Source organism: Candidatus Glassbacteria bacterium (genome assembly GCA_019456185.1).
GTDB lineage: Bacteria > Gemmatimonadota > Glassbacteria > GWA2-58-10 > GWA2-58-10 > JAJRTS01.
This window is the reverse complement of sequence record VRUH01000111.1, coordinates 1-3,783: the sequence shown is the minus strand read 5'-3', so window position 1 is coordinate 3,783 and position 3,783 is coordinate 1. Positions and strand designations below refer to the sequence as shown.

The window sequence follows — 3,783 nt, the reverse complement described above, 5'->3', positions numbered from 1 at the left end:
CGGAGTTTCGTTGGTAGGAGACTACTCACAAGCAAACGATTCTCCAGAGATTGACGCAAAGTGAATCTCGCCACGCCCTGCCCCATCCTTACACGGGTTTGTGTGACGTGGGGAGTGACAAAATTCGGAGGGGGCGATGTACTGCTCCGAACTTCTGTGGGAGGCATTTAGCGGCGCACGATCCCCTCAATCATGACGCCGTTGGCGTCCTTGGGATGAACAAGCCAGCGAGGGGCGTGTTGGTCGCTTGTTGGGGGGAGTTGCAAGATCGTAAGCCCCCGCCCGGCAAGGGATTGGCCACTGGCCTGGATATCGCCGACCTCGACGGCGAGGTGATAAAAACCCTCGCCGGCTTTCGCCAACCGCCGGGCGACGGCATTGCTCAAGTCCGACTTGTCGAGTGGTTCCATCAGTTCGATGGTCATCTCATCCGCCGTACCGCAGACCGACAGGAAGACACTGTGGATGCCTTCCACGGCGATCTCAAGCTCGCTGTACTTTTTGAAACCGAAAACGGATGTCCATTTTTCGACCGCGGCATCCATGTCCTTCACGACAATTCCGATATGGCTGATGCGGTTTATCATCTCGTCTCCTCCTTGTATTTCGTCAAAGTAGATGAGACAAATCGGCCCGAGAATTAAAGGACACTTTGCCGGAGCATGGCCGGTAAGATCGTCTCGATTTTCAGGTGTGGCAATCCCAAGTGAGGCGGGACAAAGTCTAGCAGATCAAAGAAGGAAAGGAGATTGGGGGTTGCTGCGGCGAAGGGAAGGACGAGAGCGGCAAGGGGCGAGGGGGGTTAATGGAGATGAGGGGGATCGAACCCCTGACCCCGACACTGCCAGCGTCGTGAGTAACGCGCTTTGATTGCTAGACTTCTAGAATCGGCTCTTGTGCGAACGATGGAGGCTGTGCTCCGTTAATGCACAGCAGTTATGCACAGCATTGCATAAGACGAAGGCTGGGTCCACCGGTTTTCGAGGGTAAGGATTGTAGCACCGGCTTCGGCGTTCTGATTGCCATCCTACTCCACGCACTGCCCCACTCTTGCACGGGTTCGTGTGACGGGGGGTGTGACAAAACGGGAGGGATTATGCTCCTGGTCGCACCACTATGTCGGAACACGACGGAAAAAGAGCTCGAAGCGTTATTCACGAAGGAAAAAGAGGACGGAAACTTGATTTCGCACACCGGATTTGCGTTATTTAACACTTGGGGGTTGCCTGCGGATGTCTGGCACCCTCATCTGGAAAATGTAGGTTTACCCAGTCGGACACACCACCACGGGCGGGAGGCATGGCGATGAGGCCGCCCGCAGCTAATCACATCGACGAACCGGAATCCGGGCATGTGCGGTATCGCAGGCATCTGGGGAGAGGCGGACGATCCGCTGGTGCGGGAAATGATGGGCCGGCTGGCCCATCGCGGGCCCGACGCGGAAGGAATGCTGCACCAGGAGCAGGGGACGCTCGGCCACCGCCGACTTTCCATCATGGATCCGGCCAATGGGGATCAGCCTATTTTCAATGAGCAGGGCACGCGCGCGATACTGGCCAACGGGGAAATCTATAACTTTCCCAGCCTGCGCGAAGACCTGGCGAGGCGCTATCGCTTCCGCACCCGCAGCGACAGCGAAGCCGCCCTGCATCTGTACGATCAGGAGGGCGCGGAGGCGGTGCAGAAGCTGGACGGCATGTTCGCCCTGGCCATTGCGGATGAACAGGGGGTGTTTCTGGCCCGCGACCCAATCGGCATCAAGCCCCTCTATTATGGCCGCAGGAACGGCGCGCTGGTGTTTTCCTCCGAACTGAAGGCGCTAGAGGGCCGGGCGCGGGAGATCAGCGAATTCCCGCCCGGCTCATGGTACCACTCCGCTTCGGGCATGCGGCGCTACTATGAGCTACCCCGCCCCGCTCCGCCGGAGATGTCCACGAACGAGTTGGTAACCGCGCTTCGAGCGAAGCTGGAAGAGGCGGTGGTGAAGCGGCTCATGAGCGACGTGCCGGTGGGGGCGTTTCTTTCCGGCGGGCTGGACAGCAGCCTCATTGCCGCCATCGCCCGCCGCCATATGCCGCATCTCCACACGTTCTCCGTGGGTGTGAAAGGCTCCCGGGATCTGGAGGCGGCGCGGCTAGTGGCCCGGCACCTGGACACCATCCACCACGAGTACTTTCTGACGACGGAGGAGGTGCGGGCGTTGCTGCCGGAGATCGTGTATCACCTGGAGTCCTTCGACCAGGATCTCGTGCCCAGCGCGGTGCCGTGCTATTTTGTCTCGCGCATGGCGGCCGCTTACGTAAAAGTGGTGCTGACGGGGGAGGGTGCCGACGAACTTTTCGCAGGCTACACCTACTACCAGGACATCGCCGACCGGGCCACCTTGCATCGTGAATTGCGGCGCTCCGTGGGTGCGCTGCACAATATGAACCTGCAGCGGGTGGATCGGCTCACCATGGCCCACTCGCTGGAAGGCCGTGTTCCCTTCCTGGATGTGGCCTTCGTTGAAATGGGCCTGGCGGTTCCTCCCGAGTTGAAGCTGATGGAAAGGCCCGGAGGGGGGTGGGTGGAAAAATGGATTCTGCGCAAGGCGGGCGAGGGGCTGTTGCCGGAAGAGATTCTGTGGCGCAATAAGGAACAGTTCGACGAAGGCAGCGGCGCAACCGAACTGCTGAACGAGGCGGTGGGACACTGGCTGAGCCCCGAGGCAGCGGCACGGTACGCCGAACAGTGGCCGGGCGGAAACTTGCGTTCCCAGGCCGAGTGCGTGTTCCACAAGCTGCTCTGCGAGGCGTTCACGCGTCCGTCGGATGTGCTTGGCAACGTAGCCCGGTGGGCGCTGGAGCGCGATCCCGCCGTGGCGGCCGAGCCGGGCGAAGTCCAGGGCGCGTAGCCCGGCTTTGACCTGCCCCCCTGGAATCAATCCACTTCGAGGGCTAGTACTGCGGTTTTTCAGGGGATATTCTACTCAGAAAGTGCTCATGCCGACGGGGAGAGTCGAACCGTATTGGACAATATTCCCCGCTATTACAGAAACTTAACAATCCGATCAATCACTTGTGTGCTACACTAAGTGTTGCAGTATGACACGGTATGCCCCGGAATCAAACAGGTTTGTGTAGCAGGGTGTGTGGCAAAATTCGGGCGGAAGGCACCCAAAATTTGCCCGCCACGGCATCCTGCCAAAGCGGGCTGTGACCTGGTGCCGTGGGGAGGATGGGGATGATGGAGGTGTCGATCTCACGGAACTTTTCGCGGCGATCTTGAGACGGATTTGGCGGTTGACTCAACCCGTGCCGGTGTAACGGGCTTCGAGCCGGAGCGGATTTATCAAGGGGTGTTATCAGATGAGCGAGGGTGCAAAATTGGTGAATAAGTGTAAAGGGCGGTCCAATAGTGCGGAGGGTGGCGGTGCAATAGTGCGGCACCTGGGTTGAGATTTATCCTTTCCCCTTTCTATGTCAATAAGGCCATCTGTTCGGTTCTTGGAACTGGATTTACGGATTGAGGTAAAAGTGCACTTTTTGGCTGGCCTGAGCCGGTAGCTCTCCCCATTGGCTTCGATGATATGCACCTGATGGTGGAGGCGGTCCAGCAGGGCTCCGGGTGCAAGAGAACTTTCTCCAGCGTCTTCCAATGCATCCCCGTCTCTCGTTGCGTCTTTCGCTTGCTCTGACCTTCGCGAAGCACCGCATAACGTATCTTGCTCCATTCATCCATGTCGGCATACACCCTCACCCTCCTCTGGAACGGGTTTCCGGCAAAACCTTCATTGGCCTCGCC

General features: G+C 58.9%; 2 protein-coding genes and 1 pseudogene. 1 reads left to right on the top strand and 2 read right to left on the bottom strand.

Annotated features, from left to right (window positions below; genetic code table 11):
• Positions 1-167 precede the first annotated feature (167 nt).
• Positions 168-587, bottom strand: coding sequence for a hypothetical protein (locus FVQ81_18120; GenBank protein MBW7998448.1), 420 nt, complete (start codon positions 585-587; stop codon positions 168-170).
• A 764-nt stretch (positions 588-1,351) separates the two neighbouring features.
• Here FVQ81_18120 and FVQ81_18115 point away from each other — a divergent pair.
• Entirely contained in the window at positions 1,352-2,893 is a 1,542-nt protein-coding gene (locus tag FVQ81_18115; GenBank protein MBW7998447.1) for an asparagine synthase B, read from the top strand.
• 627 nt (positions 2,894-3,520) lie between these two features.
• On the opposite strand, the pseudogene FVQ81_18110 reads toward FVQ81_18115, so the two are convergent.
• Positions 3,521-3,604, bottom strand: a pseudogene (locus FVQ81_18110) (ATP-binding protein).
• Positions 3,605-3,783: the final 179 nt, after the last annotated feature.

What these genes read in the sequence shown, in the direction of transcription:
- FVQ81_18120 (MBW7998448.1), bottom strand. Translation starts at nt 587, where the DNA reads ATGATAAACCGCATCAGCCATATCGGAATTGTCGTGAAGGACATGGAT.
- FVQ81_18115 (MBW7998447.1), top strand. Translation starts at nt 1,352, where the DNA reads ATGTGCGGTATCGCAGGCATCTGGGGAGAGGCGGACGATCCGCTGGTG.